We start from the raw sequence: 19,089 nt of genomic DNA on the forward strand, positions 1-19,089 counted from the left end.
TTCCTGTCTAAGATTCATTAACGTAATTATAGCGAATACACATTCATAACTATATTTCGATATTGAGCTGATTACGCCCACGCTCTTTAGAAACATATAATGCTTTATCCGCTCGGGATAAAATATTTTCCATCACGCTATCATCAGAATTGGATTGGGTAACTCCGATACTGATGGTTATCTTAATATCCTCGGTATCAAAACGCAAATCAGCCACTTTTTGACGGATTCGCTCACCTAATTCAACGGCTTGTTTTAAGGCTGTATGGGGGAGAATAAGTAAAAATTCTTCTCCCCCGAACCGAGCGACATAATCATTTCGCCGAACGGTATCTCGCATGCACTTGCAAACACTCTGTAATACCTCATCACCCTTTGCATGTCCGTATCGGTCATTGACACTCTTAAAAAAATCAATATCAATCATTAAGACCGTAAAAGGGATTCCGTCTCGAACCATCTCTCTTATCTCATGGCAGAGAACTTCTTCAGCTGCACGTCGATTCATTATATTTGTCAATACATCCGTTTTTGACATTTTATTCAGATTTTGAATAAGCCGTTTCAATAGCATAACAACATAATTGACATGCATCAATCCTGTCAGGGCAAGTAACAATGCAAGATACCATGTACTTTCCAAACGCCCTGTATCAGGATCATGGATAATCGTCTGATGGTTGATAATGGCAAATGCCTGAGCCCCTTTGACAAGTAAAAAAAACAGTATCGGTAAATTGACCAACAGCGTAATCGTCAAACCGAATTCTTTGACAATAGAACGATACGAGATAATGACCGTTCGAATCCCCATCCAAAGTACGATAAAAGAGACCGTCATAACGATGATGGATGTTCGCATTGAGAAACTCAAAGTCCACACAGAAATGATCCCAAAAAATATGATAAGACCCGCATCTTCTTTCCATCGATAGGGTTCAAAGAACAGCGCTTCATTGGCTCGTCGAACCATAATCATGACCACAACAATAAGAAACTGTGCAATCCAAATATGCGAGAAGCCTACTCCTACCGCATTCAAAGGCGAGGCCATGAAATATAACCCGCTAAAAAAAGCAAATCCGCTCAGCCAAATTCCCACGCTGCGTATTTCTGGAATAAGCTTTATCCCGACTAACCATCCTATCCCATAAACGAACTGTTGCAATGCAAGAAAAAAAACTATCTTATCCATGTCACTCATTTCCTCGATCTCCCAGAGATCATAAAATGCCGATATCTCTTACTATGACAGATAGTTCTTTAAAACTGAATTATAATTCACTTTTAAAAGGTGTTCGAACTTATAAGTTTATATTCAGACAACTCTCTTCCCGTTGCATCGATCACGTGTACCGCACAAGCCAGACAAGGATCAAACGAATGAACCGTCCGTAATACCTCCAACGGTTGTTCCGGATTCGATAAAGTAATGCCGATCAACGACTCTTCATAGGCTCCGCGATGATTAGCGGAATCTTTAGGCGAAGCGTTCCATGTCGTCGGAACCACTGCCTGATAATTAGCAATTTTTGCATCTTCTATCCGAATAAAATGCCCAAGAACACCGCGCGGTACTTCGAAAATTCCCGCCCCTTTCGCTTCATGAGGCATCTCTTCGAAACTGTATTTCGTCCATGTCGTCTCATCAAAATATTTGACGTTTTCGATCAAATCACTCATCATATCAAAAAGATAATCGCAGCAGATCTGCGCCTCTACCGCACGCGCTGCATTGCGCCCGATTGTCGTGGAAAAATCAATCAGTTCCAGAGAGGAACGTTCCATAAACCGTTCCATATAGGGACGGATCACCGGAGAGTTTTTACTATATCCGATGATCATACGAGCCAATGGCCCTACTTCCATCACTTCGCCATCGTATCGAGGTGCTTTGACCCAGCTGTATTTCCCTTCACTTTTGAGGGTTCCATCCTCGTTAAGATCGGTATAGAACGGTGTAGTTTCTCCCTCATAGGGAGAGAGCGGTTCATTATTTTCATACCATGAACGTGACGCCTCTTCGGTAATCTTAGCCGCATCAAACGGTGCAATATTCCCAAAATCATGCCCTTTAATCACTCCGGATTCAAATAGAACCGACTGTTTGCCAAAACGGTATCCGCCGCATCCCATGAAATTTCCGCTCGCTCTCCCCTCACCTGATGTGATTGTCTCACGATAAGCATCCACAATCATCATCATATCAGGGACGTAGGCACGCTCAATAAACCCTCTCACATCTTTGATAATAAAGAGGAAATCATTTAATCTCTGAGGGTTGAGGATTTCGGCAACACTCGTTACTCCACCCACGACAAGATTTTGGGGATGAGGAGTTTTACCCGCGAAAATCGCGATCGCTTTGGAGATATCTCTCTGAATATTGAGTGCTTCGAGGTAATGATTCATATGGATAAGATTTTGTTCCGGAGAGAGTTTATACATCTCATGTCCCCAATAGCCGTTTGCAAAAAGCCCCAAACGCCCGGCTTTGACATAGCTGCTCAGTTTTTCTTTCACACTCTCCAAATGGGCAACGGAATTTCGATAGGGGTTTGCACTCCACTTTTGTGCTTCAAGCGACGCTTTGAGACAATCCGCGTTTAAAGCTCCCGTGATATCGACATAATCAAGTGAGTGGAGATGGTAATAATGGACGATATGATCTTGGACGAACAGCGATAGCGTAACGAGATTGCGAATAATCTCAGCATTATGGGGAATCGTGATGCCGTACGCTTCTTCAACCGCACTGATGGAAGCACGGTAATGGACATTCGTACATACTCCGCAGATTCGCTGTGCAATCAGACCGGCATCTCTGGGGTCACGCCCCTGCAAAATCGTCTCAATCCCCCGAAACAGCTGTCCGGATGCCCACGCTTCACGTATGACGTTATTTTCATCAATCTCAACTTCGATCCGCAGATGCCCTTCGATCCGCGTAATGGGATCGATAACGATTTTTCGGTTACTCATGCGGTTTCTCCTCTAATTTACGGTTATTGGCGTATTGGTCAAACGCGATTTTCCCCTGACCGCAGGCGAAACATCCATGCCCTACCTGCACCGGCCAGCTCGTCCCTTCGTTAAATTTCACGAGAGAGCAGTTGAGATCGGCATAGGGGCCTTTGCATCCCATCTGGAATAGACACCACCCCTTTTTAGCCCCTTCGTCGCCCCATTCGAGGACAAACTCATCCAGATCGTAATGACCTCTGCGTTCGCAGTTGTCATGCACCCTAAATCCGTACGCCCATTCGGGACGATTTTTAGCGTCCAGTTTGGGAAATTCATCGAACATGATGTAATGCAACAGCGTTCCGACAATGTTAATCGGATTGACCGGACATCCGGGAAGGTTGATGATATCAGAGCGTCCAAGCGCTTCGCTCACCCCGACCGCACCCGTTGGATTGGGTGCTGCCGCAACCACTCCGCCATCAAAAGCGCATGATCCTACCGCCATGACCGCCGCCGCATTGGCGGCAACCCGTTTAAGCAGATCAACTCCCGTTTCCCCTTTTGGGCCGATGCGCAAGAACTTTCCATCCAGCCCCATCGGTACTGCCCCCTCAACGATGAGTACGTATTTCCCCGCATCATTTTGGACGATGTCCCTCAGAACTTGTTCGGATTGCTCACCCGATGCCGCCATCAGCAGTTCATGGTAATCGAGGGATATGTATTTGAGGATAAGATCATCGATTTTAGGATGGGCTGTTTTGATAAACCCTTCCGAATTTCCGCTGCAATCGGCGAGTTCCAGCCAAATGATCGGGATTTTATTCAGCTGTGTTACCCCCTCTTTGACCACCTCTTCGTAACTGGGATGCAAATGCATTGAGGCAGTGATCATCGAAACCCAGCGGTTGTATTCGTGACTCATTTCAAACGATGCAATCGCCTCTTCGAGATTGTCACTGCTGAGCTGATTTTTCGGGTGGATACGATTGTATTTTTCAATCCGTTCTCGAACAACCGCGAGTTCAGCCTCTTTAGCCGCTGCTTCGCGCTCTTGTTTTAACCGTGCCGCCTCTTCGGGATCGATAGGGGTCGCCTCCAAAATCGCACATACATCCTGTTTGCACCGTCCGCAGGTACGTCCTGCTTTTGTGTATGCTTTGAGTTCAGCGAACGATGTCACGGCGTTTTCTCGGATCAGAGTAATCAGTTCCTGCTCATGTACCCCTTCACAGCTGCAAACCAGCCGCCCGTTTTCAGACATCAGACGGTTGGAATAAAAATAAGCCGCATCGATCGGCTCATCCAGTTCCATCAAACGCTTCAGTCTCAAAAGATCGATATTGGTATTGATTCCGATAAAGCGTTTAAGGCGGTCGTGATTAACGATGTATTGATCGATTCGATTTTCATGCGAGATAAGAATGGTTTCGTTATCCGGATCTTTCGGATTAAATGTGGGTGAAGTGACATCCGCAAATAAAAATGATCCCACTTTAAGCCCGTCGATCGATACCGCTTCATGAAATTCCAAAGCTTCACGGCTCAGCAGATTGGCAATCGCGACATCGGCTTGCAACGTGCATTCTTTGACCCGTCCTGCGATAAATCCACCCTCACGAAGCTGTGCCGCTTCGCCGACACAAAATATGTCGGGATCAGAGGTGCGCATCGTTTCATCGACCAAAATCCCTTTGTCACACGCCAACGATTCACGTACAAAGGCGATATTCGGATCGATACCGACACCGAAGATGAGGAAAGGATCGTCTATTTCCGTCCCTTTACGGGTCAAAATGCGTGTTAGTTTCGATCCGACGATCTCGCGATCGACAATCGCATCGTTAAAATCAATCCGAATACGCGGATCGGCTTCAAAAATCCCCCGTATCAGTGCAACGGCCGCAGAATTCAACTCACGAGAATAGAGATAATCGCTTCGCACGATCAGCGTAATGCTTTTCGCCTCCGTGTTATGCATCAATGTGTCGAGCAATTCCAAAGCGATCGGCCCCGCACCGATGATGACAACATTTTTTCCGACAATCCCGCGTGCGATCTCTTCGCAATCACGCACACTTCGAAAGGTTGCCGCATTATCAATCCCGGTAATATCAAAAAGAGATTTCGGGATAGAACCCGTTGCAATAATGAGCTTATCGTAGGAGAAAACGGCATGTTCACTAAACACACGTTTGCTCTTGGGATCGATAGAAACAATTTTTTGATTCAGTTCCAACCGTACATTCGGATGAAGTTCCAGGGCAATACCCTCAGCACATTTGGAATGATCGACCAAAGAGCAAAGATGAATCCGATCATACGGAGGATGCGCTTCATCAGAGACGATGAGGATATCCGATTCCGGCATTTGTTCCATAATGGAATTTGCGATATAAACGGCAGAAATTCCGCCTCCTACAATGACGATTCTCATACCGATTCCTCACTCTTGTTTTTGATTTTTGCCGCTTTAAAATCTTCACGGCTTTGTTTGCATGCTGCTTCCCAGACAAACCATCCCTCGTTTGCCCCGTCTTCTTTCAGCGCTGATTGCTGTTTCGTTTCGCTTTGCCATAGCGCCTCTTGCGGTTTTGGGCAGGCACGTACACATTCGCCGCAGTAGATACAAAGCCACGGGTTGTAGCGGTACTCTTTCTCCCCCTCTAGCGGCTGATAGAACAAAATTGCCCCCGGAGGACACACTTTCTCGCATTTATCGCAGAAAATGCACGCTTCTTTGTCATATTCGATCAATCCCCTGTACCCTTTCGGAAGGACAAGTTCGGTTGCAGGATAGTTTACCGTATGTACGGGTTTAAAAAGATTTTTAAAAGCCTCAAACATAGAACGAATCATAATTTTATCCTATTTTGCCGTGCAGGACATGCACGGATCGAACGAGGCGAGGATGGCAGGGGCATCAGCGTACTCTGAGCCTTTAAATACTTCCATCATCGCCGGAATAGCCGAAAAGGTCGGCGTTTTGATCCGCACCCTCTCCAGCATATTCTGACCGTTACCGCGCACCAGATAAAAAAGCTCCCCGCGCGGTGCCTCGACACGAACAACAGCCTCGCCGCTCGGTTTACCTTTGGTCTTCTCCTGAATCTCACCGGAGGGAAGATTATCCACAATGTTTCGGCACATCGCAATCGAATTGAGAATCTCTCGAAGACGGACAAAGTTACGGGCATGAATATCCCCGGTCGATTCAAGAACCATCGTATACCCTAGTGCCTCATAGGGAAAATCGCTCGTCTCGACACGCACGTCGGTCGCTAACCCTGCCGCACGCGCCAAAGGCCCTAATGCGTTGTAGGTATAGGCCTGATCCAATGTTAATACACCGACCCCTTTGTATTTCAATGAAAGCGACCAGTTGTTATCAAAAAGCCCTAGCAGAGTATCAATTTTATCCGACAACAATTCGAGGTTTTTATGGATCAGCGCGCTCAGTTCAGGGGTCAGATCACGATTCACTCCGCCGATAGCGATAAAATCAAACTGAACACGATTTCCGCTGATCGCTTCTTGCAGATCCATCACCAGTTCCCGATCGGCCATAATCTGCATAAAAAGAGCTTCAAATCCGGCATTCTCCGCCGTGTGGGCGAGACAGAGCATATGCGAATGGATACGATCCAGTTCCACCATCAGCATCCGCAGATATTTGATCCGGTCGTTGGCAACGTAACCGAGCAGTTTTTCGACTGCCAGTGTATACGAGAGCGAATGGGTGATTGCACACAGACCGCAAACGCGGGCGACAACATACCCCACTTGCTTGAACTCGAAACTGCGGGTACACGCCAGTTCAACGCCGCGATGGACGAATCCGACGTCGGCATCCACCCCGATGATTTTCTCATTTTCACACTCGAATTTAAAACGGATCGGCTCCAGCAGTGAGATATGCTGCGATCCCAGAGGAATTTGGATCGTTTTTTTCATGATTCCCCCCTTAACGGATGGGGTAAAGAATCTTCATCAAGATAAAGCCCTCGTAGCGCTCCCTCAACCGTGAGTCCGAACATATCGACGATCTCCCTCTCCCCCATAAACGCCGAGGGGATCAAGCTCACGACCGAGGGGACAGGAGTAGTGTAATCACTGAGGGCATAATAGATCACGATCTCATCTTTTATCCCATAACGGGAAAAAATCCATTGAAGCTCTATTTTGCCTTCCCCCAGATCGATCCCGTTGACACTCAAAAAATGCCATTTTCGAGCTTCGTAAAAAGTACCGATATCCGCCAAAAGCGTTGGAAGTGTGGTCTCAATTTTTCTCATGCAGTTCCACCTTTTTTGCCATGTTGAGGCGACTGAGTTTATTGCCTATGGTCTCTATTGCACCGAAGAGTTTGAACGGCTTCTCGATCTCTTTGCTTTTCGCTTCCAAAATATCCAATGCTTTGACAATAGCATCAATGATGAGCTGAGGCGTTGAAGCGCAACCGGGAACATACACATCGACGGGGATGTAGCGATCGATCCCGTCTTCGACGTTATACATTCCTCGAAACACCCCTCCTGTCGTCGTACATGATCCTACCGCTATAACCACTTTGGGTTCAGGTATTTGAGAATAAAGCTCTACGAGCCGTTCACGGGAACGATACGTCACCGGCCCCGTCACCAAAAAGATATCGGACTGCTTCGGATTTCCCGTGTTGATCACCCCGAAACGCTCCAGATCAAACTTCGGTCCCAGTGCCGCGAGGATTTCGATGTCACACCCGTTGCAGCTTCCGGCATTGTAATGCAAAATCCAGGGTGATTTTTTACGAAAAGGGATAAAAAACTTCATAGGAGTATCCATACAAGATTGAGAACTGCCAGAGGCATAGCCGCCATATAGATAATTTTGATCATTTGCGGCGTACGGACACGGGCAGTCGCGTTATCCACCAGATTGACGAGCAGAAATACCCCTGCGACTAAAACAGCCCCCAACCACACTGATTCCCCTCCGAAAATAAAAACAAAGCTATAAATAAAAAGATATTCGAGAAATCGGGACATATACAAAAACTCGTAAAAAACGCCGCTATATTCAATCTCGACTCCCCCTACGATCTCCTGATGGGCTTCCCCGACATCAAAAGGGGATTTTTTTACTTTGATAGGGACAATCATCAGCAATGCGGCAAACAACAGCGGTAACTGAGCCAAATAATTTCCCTTTTGGATCATCCCAGTAATCTCGAAACTCCCGCTCACCAAATACAATCCGACGGCTACGAGGATCAATATCGGTTCATACGCGACGAGCATCAACAGCTCCCGATTAGCTCCCAGATGCGAATAAGCCGATCGTACGCTGTAGCCTGCGAGAATCAGCAACATTTGTGCAATAAGATGCAAAAAAACAATATAGAGGAGATTCCATCCCAAAAAGATCGCCGCAACACTAAACCAAAGGGCAAAAAAATGGGCAACGGCCAACAGCGCATGAGGAGCATGAACAATGAGTGTCCGTTTATCGAGGAGTTTAAACATATCGTAAAACGGCTGTAAGAACGGAGGGCCAAGTCGTCGCTGCATCCGAGCTCGCAATACCCGCTCTCCCCCATAGACCAACCCGCCCAATATCGGAGCAAGGGCAATCCATACCCAGATCATGAGAGCACCCCGACAAATGCTACGGCTACAAAAAGAATACCAAATCCCCAATAGATCATCCCTTTTATTCGGACGGAAGGCTCATAATAGACCAATGCCGCATCAAACGACTCTTTCTCACCGCAATGGTAGATCGCAGTACGGTCATAGTGCTCCATACTCCGTATCATCGACGGTAAAGCGAAGACAAAGAGGAGCGGCAACGTAAATAAAGCGAGCAAAACATCATGCTGGATAACGATAAATCCGACCGCCGCAAACAGGATAAGGAGACTCAACAACACCAACGGGATGCTAAACCCCTGCGGGATACGTTCCTTTTCCGTGCGAACGGTATCGGATGGATTGGAGAGGAGTGCGGAAGAGACTTTAAAATAAAGAAGTACCAGCAATGTACTCCCGATGATCATGGATACCAATACGATCAGCAATAAAGGGCGTTCCCGCAGAAGCGATGCGACAGAGGTAATAGCAAAAAGTTTCCCCATAAAAAGCCCAAACGGGGGCAAGGTCAGTGAAACGAACCCCAGTACTATGAAACCGACCGTTTTGGGAGCACGGTGCACCAAAGCACTCATCTCTTCGATACTTTTAAGATGATATTGCTTTTCCAAAACCCCAGCCGCCAAAAAGAGCAGTGCTTTGGAGAGGGCATGAAACAGCATAAGCACCATCGAGAGCATCATACTCTCTTTCGTGCCGATCGCCGCCAAAGCCATCATCAGCCCTAAAAGCGCCACAGTGGAGTATCCCAAAATCTCTTTGAAAATCGAACGTGACAATGCCAGATAGGCGGCAGCTACAAAAACAAGAGCTCCCGTTATTGATAAAACCCCTCCAAGTAACGTCGTTCCAAGTACCGGCGCCAGCTTCAAAATGAGATACGGTGCAATCTTGACCATTGTCGCCGAATGGAGCATCGCACTCACCGGTGTCGGCGCGACCATAGCACCGAGCAACCATCCGTCAAATGGAATCGAAGCCCCCTTGACCAATGCGGCCATACTCAGTAAGGCTACAGAAAACAGTAACATACCGCCGGAATGTTGCAACAGCGTATCTAACATCACCGTATCCAAAACGAGAGCTGCGACCAATGTTCCCGCTAAAATCACCACCCCTCCGATCTGGTTCATCCAAAGAGCCCTGAGGGCATTTGCTCGGCTGATTTCATCATTTCGAAAGGCAATAAGCTGATACGATGCCAATGTCGTCATTTCAAATAAAAAGAAGAAAAGCAAAAGTGAGTTCGCGCAGACTATGGCATTCATCACAGAGAGGAAAAGGAGCATTGCAGCAATAAAATGCCGTTTTTTATATGGTTCAACTGACTCATCTTCCATATATCGTACCGAATAAAGGACGATAATACCTCCGACAATATTGATGATCAAAAACATAAATCGGGAAAGTTCATCCACCACAATCTCTGCCGATCTTCCGGATGGGGCGGCATACTCCGCATATATATACAACAACAATTGAGCTGCGGCAAGCACTATCACTTTAGGGCTATTAAACTTCTTCCCTTGAACCAAAAAATAGATCAGTAATACGAGATCGGCAGCAATAATCATAGCATTAAGGAGAAAAGGGAGATGAAATGACACCCTTTCTGTAGACATAAAAAGAGAAACTGAAAGGAAACTCCCCACTCCCAAAACGGCAGCACTCAAAAGATACTGTATGCGTGTAGAGGAGTATAGTATTAAAAAAGCCGTTGCTATCGGTAATAATATAAGTGTTAACAGCATCGATACGCATCCCTTTTAGGAGCTATTTTCGAAGATTATAACACATGAATCACTTAAAAAAGTTACTGGTTTTTTATTTCAATTTGGTTATTCAGATGCGTTATATGTCCATGATCATCATGATAAACCGTAACCAGTTGAGTATTTACACACTCTTTTAACTCTGTATCACTTACCTTAAAATAATTGGAATAATCACTCGAATGATAAATTAAATGCTCACTGGGAGCTTGATGGCGATTTAGTCTTGAAAGTACAAACAATACAATAGGGGTTCCGATTAGCATATAGAGGGCATGTTCAAAAGTCACACTATGAATTTCACCAAAAATCCAATCAGATAACTCTTCTGAGGGTGCACCTAATGTAATGATCCGATAAAATACGTGAAATACCGGCTTCCACAAATAGATAAAGCCACCCCACAGCAAAATAGTTATTATGTCCCAAACTATCCGTTTGGTTCTAGGCAGTTCATGGCGTTTATTAATAATTAATGTTTCCATTTTTTTAACCTTTTTTGACCTGTTGATGCGCGCCACGATCCGGACTAACCCAACGAGCGCGACCTTTTTTAGCGAATAAAACCTTAGGAAGAGCCGTTACGGCAGTAAACAGATTCAGGAGCCAATAGGCAAACGGATACCAAATCATCCAAAAATAATTTTTCCCCAACCCTTGATCATAATGGCCGTCCAGCCATTTACTCACGGCAAACTGTACCAAACATGCACCGATTAGAATCACACTGGTTTGATCCGGTAAAATAGGCGATTGCTGAGGCATTAGATACGCTACTGGAACAAATAAACTAATAAACCAGACTAAAAATACCAATGCCATACTATACGCCCACAAGGTACTTAACATGAGCTCAACCATAAGCCCCCAAAGATGGGTTTGGCGTGGCATAAATAAAACCTTAAAGTTTTTAAGCATAACTTGTACCCCGCCCATGGCCCAACGCAAACGTTGTTTCCATAATCCGCTCAACGTCTCCGGCATCAAGATCCACACCAAAGCACGAGGCTCAAAACGGACATCCCAACCGTTGCGTTGCAGTTTCCAGGTAACATCGATATCTTCCGTCAGCATATCGGGGCTCCAATAGCCTACCTCATGCACCGCCGCTTTTCTAAATCCGGTAATCACCCCTGATACGGTAAAAATCCGACCGAAACTGCGCTGTGCACGTTTGATCATACCGACGATAGAAGAAAATTCCCCGACTTGAATTTTTCCCAGCAACGTTGTGCGATTTCGTATTCGAGGGTTTCCCGTTACGGCGGCAACTGCCGGATAACGGATAAAGTGTTTCACCATCCAATACAGACAATACTCATCGATCAAAGCATCCCCGTCGATACCAACCAAATACTCATATTTAGCCACTAATGCACCGGCCTGAAGCCCTAACGCTTTACCCTGATTTGCGGCTAAATTAACCACTTTTAATTTTGGATTGGTTTTTGCCAACTCTAGCAAAATTTCTAACGTATTATCTTTGCTGCCATCATTAATGGCGATAACCTCAAATTCGGGATATTTCACATTCAGGGCATACGTAATGGTTTCGACCGCATTTTGCCCCTCATTATAACAAGGAATCAAAATACTGACCCCTTGCCAGCTTTCACCCTTTCTAAGGGGTGGAATTGTATATTTGAGATAAGGTTTTTCGTTTTTAAAATAAAAAAAGATGGCACCTATGATCCACAAACTTGACATAAAGAGCGGGTAATAAAACACAAACCCTAAGACGGTATGCCATAGTAGATGCAAAATTACAGTAAAAGTCATCAAAGAAAATCCTTCTTAGTTTATCGGGTACGATAAGTGTGCATACGCAACGGTTTTTTGGAAAAACTTTGTTTCATTTGATCGGAATCTGGGGTGTTGGTAAACACATTGTCCGGATAATAGGCAATATGATGAACCCCCAAATCATACAAATATTCCATAGTGTTGCTTACCTCGCCGGCAGGAATCGGCTCATTGTTTTTTCTCCAATTAACGGTTTGAAGCTCCATCACGGTCCGCTCCAACCCGCATTGCTCCTGTTTTACATTTTGAACGATTTTGTCGTAAAACTGCTGATGATCATCCGCTTGTTCCATATACGGCATTGCCATAATCGCGGTATAGTCATAATTTTTGATCGATTCAGACAAACTTTGCGCATACCACTCCTGCGCATCTTTGTTAAGTGCCACTTGAGCGTACAGATTTCGCGCTGTTTTCAGCCCCGGCTGCTCATTTCTGAGTATTTTCGCCAGTTCCATGGCAAATTCATCTAAATAATGCGTTTTCAGCTGTGTCCATTTCTGAAATTCTTTTTTATCGCTTCTGATAGCCGTGACGCTTTGCGGCAATCCCCATTTTTTATATTGTGCACGTGCCGAAGCACTGTCATCTTCAAAATCAGAAAGTGTCACATCGTCATGAAACAATATCCCGTCAATATAGACGGATTTGGCTAAATCTTCATAAATCTCTTTAATGACTTTCCGTGCTGTGGGAGAAAATGGAGACAATCTCGGATATCCCATATTCAGATGGGTCGAATCAACCTGCAACGTCACTACCGTATCTTTGGCCGCCGGATTTTTGGCAGGTAATTGCCAGGCGATCATCGGCATCCACGCATAAACACGCTTTACCTGTGTACGGGTTGAAATTTGCCAAGCAACACGATTAAATAAATCGGCACGCATCGGTATATTCCGGTTCGGGAAATAAACATAGTCCGCCGCACCGTTAGCATCAGGATCGGCAAAAGCCTGGAGATAAACGGTGTTAACACCCAAGCTTTTTATCCGATCGAGTAAAACACCCAAGTTTTTTTCCTGTTGAACCGGATCGGTATCATAGATATAATCCAAATCGATATGGGCGGCTTTTGTTGTTCTTGCATCGTCAGTAAAGTTAGCATTTCGTACCCACATATTGAGCTCTAAATCCGGTAGCGTCATTTTGTGTTCAACCAATATTCGTCGCAATCCCCACAACGGTGTAATACGGGTATTACTGCCATCATCCAGTGTTAATCCGATAGGCATACCTAACTTCTCTGCAATACGGCGTACTTCAATGTTGTAATGCCCGTATGGCCAAACCATTACACGAGGCTTTTGCCCGGTATAGCGTTCTAAAAAAGTATTATTTTCCAATAAATCATTATAGATACGCTTCTCATAACTTTTTTCATCTTCATAAGCGTGCTTATCGCATATCCATTGGCGCGTTCTTATTGCGGGCTGCAAATTGCCTTGCGGATTACCCTGTATTCCTTTGTGTGAAGCATACGAATGACTGGCAACTTCTACAAGTCCACTACCTATCATCTCTTTAATCTCTTTTTGGCTTAAAAACTCACTGCGTGGGATCATATGCCCACTAAAATCTACTTTATCTTCTTTGAGTAGCCAACTGCCGACCAATGCGATAACTGATGGGATTTTATATTTTTTGAGAATAGGATACGCATTCGCGTAAACAGACTGATAGCCATCATCAAAAGTAATCAAAACAGCTTTTTCAGGCAACGGCTTACCACTTTTTCGATACTTTAAAATATCGTCTATACTGATAAAGTGATAACCGTTATCCTTCAACCAACGCATTTGTTGTTCAAAATTCGATGGAGTTACCGCATAGGTTGAATCGAGTGTTTGACTTTTATCGGCTATTTCATGATAGCTTAGGATGGTAAACTCGTTTGGATTTTGATCTCGACTGCACCCATTAGGCACATCATTTGCCACAACATAACTGCTTGTAACAACAATTAATGCAAAAAGAAATTTTATCATTGGTTTAAGCATAAATGAGACTACTTTCTTTAAAATTTAATCAAATATTATACATTAAGCACGCTTTGTATATCTCCAAATCATATATCTTTCGTTACAAAAATATGAAGCTGGTTTTATTTAAAAGATTCACTTAGCAATATGTGATTTTTTTAAGATTATTGTTGAATGGGTGTGGATGAAATAGAAAATTTGTGGAGTTTTAAATGGGCGGAATGATTGTAAGATGGTGGCGGGGGGGGGACTCGAACCCCCGACCTCCGGCTTATGAGACCAGCGCTCTAACCAGCTGAGCTACCCAGCCATCTTTGTGTAGATAATTGAATGAGGGTGGAATTATAGTGAACCATTACTTATTAAAACCTAAAAGTAAAAACAAACATAAACACTAAATCCAATATATATAATATAAGCTCATCTTAATTGAGTCATAGTGACTAAGACATTGACAATTAATCCAAACTCGTGTACAATCTCCCACATAAAAATTCATTTAAAGAAGGAAACGCTATGACCTTTCAACCACTTGGAAAACGTGTCTTGGTACAACGTCTCGAAGAGGCAACCAAAACCGCATCGGGTATTATCATCCCCGATAATGCAAAAGAAAAACCTTCTCAAGGTACCGTTATTGCCGTAAGCAGTGAAGTAGAAAACGTCTCTTCCGGTGATACTGTCGTATTTGGTAAATATGCCGGAAACGAGTTAACACTGGATGGAAAAGCGTATTTGGTCATTGAGACCGACGATTTATTCGGAATCATTAAATAACTAACTACTATATAAGAAGGAAATACTAAACATGGCAAAAGAAATCCATTTTTCAGACGACGCACGCAACAAGTTAGCCGCAGGGGTACAAAAACTCACTGATGCAGTCAAGGTTACTATGGGGCCACGCGGACGTAACGTCCTCATCCAAAAAAGCTATGGCGCACCAAGCATTACCAAAGACGGTGTATCGGTTGCCAAAGAGGTAGAACTTAAAGACCCTCTTGAAAACATGGGTGCGCAGCTCGTAAAAGAAGTTGCTTCCAACACAGCGGATGAAGCAGGTGACGGTACGACGACAGCGACCATCCTTGCGAACGCGATTTTTAAAGAAGGTCTACGCAACATCACAGCAGGCGCTAACCCGATTGAAATGAAACGGGGTATGGACAAAGCGACAGAAGCGATTTTGGCAGAGCTTAAAGCCGCATCACGTGTGATCAACGATAAAAAAGAGATCGCTCAAGTCGCTACTATCTCAGCAAACTCCGATGAACGTATCGGTGCTATGATCGCCGAAGCGATGGATAAAGTAGGCCGTGACGGTGTTATCACCGTTGAAGAAGCAAAAGGGATCAATGACGAACTCGACGTTGTCGAGGGAATGCAATTCGATCGCGGTTACCTCAGCCCGTATTTCATCACCAACTCTGAGAAAATGATCGTAGAATTGGATCATCCGTTTATCCTTTTATTCGATCAGAAAATCTCAAATCTCAAAGACCTTTTACCGGTATTAGAGCAAGTTCAAAAAAGCTCACGCCCTCTTCTCATCATCGCTGAAGATGTCGAAGGTGAAGCGTTGGCAACGCTCGTGGTTAACAAACTTCGCGGTGTATTGAATATCACAGCGGTTAAAGCTCCTGGATTCGGTGATCGCCGTAAAGCAATGCTCCAAGATGTCGCTGTTCTTACCCGTGCTCAAGTTATTTCGGAAGAGATCGGCCGTACACTCGACAGCGCAACGGTTGCAGACCTAGGTCAAGCATCACGTGTTGTTATCAGTAAAGACAACACCACCATCGTTGACGGTGCAGGGGATAAAGAAGCGGTAAACTCACGTATCAAAGAGATCCGTACCCAAATCGAAACAACCACCAGCGAATACGACAAAGAGAAACTCCAAGAGCGTCTTGCGAAACTTTCCGGCGGTGTAGCGGTTATCAAAGTCGGTGCGGCAACCGAAACCGAAATGAAAGAGAAAAAAGACCGTGTTGACGATGCACTTTCAGCTACCAAAGCGGCAGTTGAAGAGGGGATCGTTATCGGAGGCGGTGCGGCATTGATCCGTGCGGCGGCAAAAGTGAAGCATGATCTTACCGGCGACCAAAAAATCGGATGGGAGATCATCCTTCGCGCTATCTCCGCACCGGTCAAACAAATCGCTGAGAATGCGGGATACGATGCGGGTGTTGTCGTCAACACAATCGTTAGTGCAACCAATGAGAATATCGGCTTCAACGCTGCAACAGGTGAATACGTCGATATGTACGAAGCGGGAATCATCGATCCATTGAAAGTTGAACGTGTCGCGTTGACCAATGCAACGTCGGTTTCGAGTATGCTCCTTACTACCGAAGCAACGATCCATGAGATCAAAGACGACAAAGCCGGTGGTATGCCGGATATGAGCGGCATGGGCGGCGGTATGCCTGGCATGATGTGAGTTCAGCATTAAAATGACACGCAGGTGTCATTTTGCTGAACAAAACCCCCTCTTTTTAATCCTTCTTCGATACACTTCTTCACCAATCCTGATCTCGGAATATACTATGAATCTCTCTCTAACCGACCTTACCGGAATACTTGGCGTAATCGTCATTATAATCGCTTATATGCTTTTACAATTTGAAAAGATGGATGCAAAAGATTTAGCCTTCTCCGTACTAAACACGATCGGAGCATTGCTTATCATCGTATCACTGGTATACGACTGGAATCTCGCTTCATTCATAATGGAATCGACATGGATGATAATAAGTATGTATGGAATATTCAAATATTATAAGATGAAAAAGAAAAGAAAAGATGCCGTCTAAAAAGACGGCAAAGAAAATTTACGACAGTTGATTCGCTTGTTTATTTTCCCAAATAGAATGCAAAAAGGCAATTGAAATCAGTCCGATACCGATTGTTCCTGTCACGGCTTCCCCGATAGGGGTTGTGATTTTCATCAACATGATAATCGCCAAAATCCCGATCGCATAGTGTGCACCATGCTCGAGATAACGAAATTCAGAGAGTGTTTTGTGCTCAACAAAATAAAGGGTAATGCTCCGTACAAACATCGCCCCTACTCCAAGTCCGATCATAATGATAAAGATATTGCTTGTTAAAGCAAACGCCCCGATAACCCCATCAAAACTGAAACTCGCATCCAACACTTCGAGATAGATAAAGCCGGCTATACCGCTTTTGACTGTATCTGAAGAGAGAAAGTGATCTAACATATTGAGTAATGAGTGTAGCAGTACCCCGTACATAAAGGCCAATACAACCCCAAAATCCTGAGTGATATGCCCCAATCCAATTCCGACCATAATAGCAGTAATTAACTCAATATTGGCAACCCCAGAAAAATGTTCCATCATTTTGGAACCCTCTACAAATGTTACCCATTTCACATCGTGCTCTTGAAAAAAGAAGTCCAAAAAAACCATGAGCAAAAAAGCTCCACCGAAGGCAAAAATTGTCGTTTCAGTTGTTTTGAGGATCGCTTCATAGCGATGCGGCTCATCCATTGCGACTTGAAGTGTCTCAAAAAGCCCCATCCCTGTTACAATCGATACAATCGCCAACGGGAACAATAGCCGCATACCAAAAACGGCTATTGGCATACCGAAAAGGATAAAACGCTGCTGCCAAATTGGTTCCATCGTATCCAGAATTTTGGCATTAACCACGGCGTTATCGAATGAGAGTGAAATTTCCAACACAACCAATAAAGTGGCAATATAAACCCCCTCAAATCCCCCCAAAAAATATCCGGCAATCAACCCGATAATAAGAATAAAAAAAGAAGTATAAAAATAGCGCATCAATGCCCTTGAAAAAAAGATAGGAAATTATAGCTTAACTGTGAGCATTATGCCATTGAACTAGGCTTAAACGGTATCCTTCTTTAACGCTAAGGACTTCATGGGAGAAATAAGGGTTACTAAAAAATACGACCATATCACCCGCTTCGGGACGAAGGGTTATCGTATTGCCATGCTCATCGCACAGATAGTTAAAGAGTAATTCTCCGCCGCTGAAATGGTCGCGGTCTGTCGGATGGGGAGTGTACGAAGTAGTAAAAAGTACCGTAGTGAGTTTACGCTCGGGGGCAACCGTGCGATAGCCGATCACATTCCCCTGTGGGTCACGAAGTTCACTCGCATCATCCGAGTGTTTGACATAAAAGGATCCGCTCTCATATCCGAGCACCTGCACATCGGTTGCCGTACTCAACGAAAGTGCAAAAAAATCTTCGATCTCTTGGCGGATAGCTTCAAAACGGTGATCATAGATTTGTCGTAGTTCAGGGCTAAGTGTGTGGATATCGGTTTTACGGATAGCGGTATCGAGGGAACCTCCACGTAGTTCCGCCTGAACGGCCTCTTTGTCCGCTAATGCATGAGCAGTGATAGCACGACACTCGGCAGGACTTAAAACCCCTTCCAGTACCATGTAGGGAAAATCGTGATACGGATTTGGAAGACGCGCAGTAGGAATATCCCACCCTAAGAGTTCATCGCGTGCATAAACGTAATTACTGATTTGATGCACAACTATTTCTGCTTATCGGTCACAATATAGAGTTGTTCATGTCCTAACCGTTTGAGGACATCCATAACACCGACGAAGTTTTGAAATGCTGCCTCTTTATCGCTGTATAGAACAACCGTCATCTCTTTACCGCCGGCAATGACACGCTGTTCAAATTCTGCCAAAGTAATCGGTGTTTTCTCTTCCCCGAGCATTAGAGTCCCGTCTTTTTGAATCGTAAGCTTGAGTTCACTGGGCTTATGCTCTGCCGCTGTCCCTTTGGCTTCGGGTAAATCAACAGGAATAAGACCCGTTCGGATAAACGTAGCGGTTGTCAAAACCATCACCAAAAGAACCAGCATAATATCGATGAACGGAATAACGTTTATCGTATCGATACGCTTCATTCTC

General features: G+C 44.7%; 18 protein-coding genes and 1 tRNA gene. 3 read left to right on the forward strand and 16 right to left on the reverse strand.

Annotated elements, in window-relative coordinates; translation table 11 throughout:
* Positions 1-49 precede the first annotated feature (49 nt).
* The 13 genes from PHI47_RS03810 to PHI47_RS03870 all read right to left on the reverse strand — a co-directional run bounded on the left by PHI47_RS03810 (position 50) and on the right by PHI47_RS03870 (position 14,464).
* A complete protein-coding gene (locus PHI47_RS03810; RefSeq protein WP_299933934.1) occupies positions 50-1,195 on the reverse strand; it encodes a GGDEF domain-containing protein in 1,146 nt (381 codons plus the stop codon).
* 92 nt (positions 1,196-1,287) lie between these two features.
* On the reverse strand, positions 1,288-2,982 hold the full coding sequence (locus PHI47_RS03815) for a nickel-dependent hydrogenase large subunit (RefSeq protein ID WP_299933936.1): 1,695 nt from the start codon (positions 2,980-2,982) through the stop codon (positions 1,288-1,290).
* On the reverse strand, positions 2,975-5,404 hold the full coding sequence (locus tag PHI47_RS03820) for a hydrogenase small subunit (protein WP_299933938.1): 2,430 nt from the start codon (positions 5,402-5,404) through the stop codon (positions 2,975-2,977). Before PHI47_RS03820 ends, PHI47_RS03815 begins: the two co-directional genes overlap by 8 nt.
* Positions 5,401-5,826, reverse strand: coding sequence for a 4Fe-4S dicluster domain-containing protein (locus tag PHI47_RS03825; protein WP_299933940.1), 426 nt, complete (start codon positions 5,824-5,826; stop codon positions 5,401-5,403). Before PHI47_RS03825 ends, PHI47_RS03820 begins: the two co-directional genes overlap by 4 nt.
* Positions 5,827-5,835: 9 nt before the next feature.
* On the reverse strand, positions 5,836-6,921 hold the full coding sequence (locus PHI47_RS03830) for a nickel-dependent hydrogenase large subunit (RefSeq protein ID WP_299933942.1): 1,086 nt from the start codon (positions 6,919-6,921) through the stop codon (positions 5,836-5,838).
* Complete coding sequence (locus PHI47_RS03835; RefSeq protein WP_299933944.1) at positions 6,918-7,262, reverse strand: NADH-quinone oxidoreductase subunit C; 345 nt, start codon at positions 7,260-7,262, stop codon at positions 6,918-6,920. Before PHI47_RS03835 ends, PHI47_RS03830 begins: the two co-directional genes overlap by 4 nt.
* Positions 7,249-7,779 (reverse strand): NADH-quinone oxidoreductase subunit NuoB, encoded by a 531-nt coding sequence (gene nuoB / locus PHI47_RS03840; protein ID WP_299933946.1) that lies wholly within the window; start codon positions 7,777-7,779, stop codon positions 7,249-7,251. Before nuoB ends, PHI47_RS03835 begins: the two co-directional genes overlap by 14 nt.
* The gene (locus PHI47_RS03845; RefSeq protein WP_299933948.1) at positions 7,776-8,594 is read right to left on the reverse strand and encodes a complex I subunit 1 family protein; all 819 of its coding nucleotides are present in this window, start codon (positions 8,592-8,594) and stop codon (positions 7,776-7,778) included. The genes nuoB and PHI47_RS03845 overlap by 4 nt, the downstream gene beginning before the upstream one ends.
* Positions 8,591-10,348, reverse strand: a complete 1,758-nt coding sequence (locus PHI47_RS03850) for a proton-conducting transporter membrane subunit (RefSeq protein WP_299933950.1) — start codon at positions 10,346-10,348, stop codon at positions 8,591-8,593. Before PHI47_RS03850 ends, PHI47_RS03845 begins: the two co-directional genes overlap by 4 nt.
* Positions 10,349-10,410: 62 nt before the next feature.
* On the reverse strand, positions 10,411-10,854 hold the full coding sequence (gene pgaD / locus PHI47_RS03855; RefSeq protein ID WP_299933952.1) for a poly-beta-1,6-N-acetyl-D-glucosamine biosynthesis protein PgaD: 444 nt from the start codon (positions 10,852-10,854) through the stop codon (positions 10,411-10,413).
* Between the two features lie 4 nt (positions 10,855-10,858).
* Entirely contained in the window at positions 10,859-12,148 is a 1,290-nt protein-coding gene (gene pgaC, locus PHI47_RS03860) for a poly-beta-1,6-N-acetyl-D-glucosamine synthase (RefSeq protein WP_299933954.1), read from the reverse strand.
* A gap of 20 nt (positions 12,149-12,168) precedes the next feature.
* Positions 12,169-14,160, reverse strand: coding sequence for a poly-beta-1,6-N-acetyl-D-glucosamine N-deacetylase PgaB (gene pgaB / locus PHI47_RS03865; RefSeq protein WP_299933956.1), 1,992 nt, complete (start codon positions 14,158-14,160; stop codon positions 12,169-12,171).
* A gap of 227 nt (positions 14,161-14,387) precedes the next feature.
* Positions 14,388-14,464 (reverse strand) — tRNA-Met (locus PHI47_RS03870).
* Positions 14,465-14,670: 206 nt separating this feature from the next.
* On the opposite strand from PHI47_RS03870, the gene groES reads away from it, so the two are divergent.
* The 3 genes from groES (at position 14,671) to PHI47_RS03885 (ending at position 16,970) form a co-directional block, all read left to right on the forward strand.
* Positions 14,671-14,931, forward strand: coding sequence for a co-chaperone GroES (gene groES, locus PHI47_RS03875; RefSeq protein WP_299933958.1), 261 nt, complete (start codon positions 14,671-14,673; stop codon positions 14,929-14,931).
* Between the two features lie 31 nt (positions 14,932-14,962).
* Entirely contained in the window at positions 14,963-16,597 is a 1,635-nt protein-coding gene (gene groL, locus PHI47_RS03880; protein WP_299933960.1) for a chaperonin GroEL, read from the forward strand.
* Between the two features lie 106 nt (positions 16,598-16,703).
* The gene (locus PHI47_RS03885; RefSeq protein WP_299933962.1) at positions 16,704-16,970 is read left to right on the forward strand and encodes a hypothetical protein; all 267 of its coding nucleotides are present in this window, start codon (positions 16,704-16,706) and stop codon (positions 16,968-16,970) included.
* A gap of 18 nt (positions 16,971-16,988) precedes the next feature.
* Here the strand turns inward: PHI47_RS03885 and PHI47_RS03890 are convergent, their stop codons facing one another.
* Genes PHI47_RS03890 through PHI47_RS03900 form a run of 3 tightly spaced genes read right to left on the reverse strand, consistent with a single transcriptional unit; the run spans position 16,989 to position 19,085 of the window.
* Positions 16,989-17,969 carry a DUF475 domain-containing protein gene (locus tag PHI47_RS03890; protein ID WP_299933964.1) on the reverse strand — a complete coding sequence of 327 codons (981 nt, stop codon included), beginning with the start codon at positions 17,967-17,969 and terminating at the stop codon, positions 16,989-16,991.
* 34 nt (positions 17,970-18,003) lie between these two features.
* Positions 18,004-18,699, reverse strand: coding sequence for a 2OG-Fe(II) oxygenase (locus PHI47_RS03895; protein ID WP_299933966.1), 696 nt, complete (start codon positions 18,697-18,699; stop codon positions 18,004-18,006).
* A gap of 2 nt (positions 18,700-18,701) precedes the next feature.
* Complete coding sequence (locus tag PHI47_RS03900; RefSeq protein WP_299933968.1) at positions 18,702-19,085, reverse strand: biopolymer transporter ExbD; 384 nt, start codon at positions 19,083-19,085, stop codon at positions 18,702-18,704.
* Positions 19,086-19,089 lie beyond the last annotated feature (4 nt).

The sequence above is a fragment of the Sulfuricurvum sp. genome (assembly GCF_028713855.1).
GTDB lineage: Bacteria > Campylobacterota > Campylobacteria > Campylobacterales > Sulfurimonadaceae > Sulfuricurvum.